The 263-nt window shown below is 62.0% G+C and carries 1 rRNA gene; it reads left to right on the plus strand.

From position 1 onward, the window contains the following. Position 1: 1 nt before the first annotated feature. Positions 2–263 (plus strand): 23S ribosomal RNA (locus QSK52_RS39300); the annotation flags it as partial.

The raw sequence follows: 263 nt of genomic DNA on the forward strand, positions 1-263 counted from the left end.
GACCTAAGGCGAGGCCGACAGGCGTAGTCGATGGACAACGGGTTGATATTCCCGTACCCGCTTTGAAGCGCCAACGCTGAACCTCTTGATGCTAAGCCCGTGAAGCCGGCCCGGAGTCTTCGGACAATGGGACGTGGTGGAGCCGGTGACCCAACGGGGTAGTAGGTGAGCGATGGGGTGACGCAGGAAGGTAGTCCAGCCCGGGCGGTGGTTGTCCCGGGGTAAGGGTGTAGGACGTTGCGTAGGCAAATCCGCGCGACACT

It is taken from the genome of Kitasatospora phosalacinea (assembly GCF_030268885.1).
GTDB classification, from domain to species: Bacteria; Actinomycetota; Actinomycetes; order Streptomycetales; family Streptomycetaceae; genus Kitasatospora; species Kitasatospora phosalacinea_C.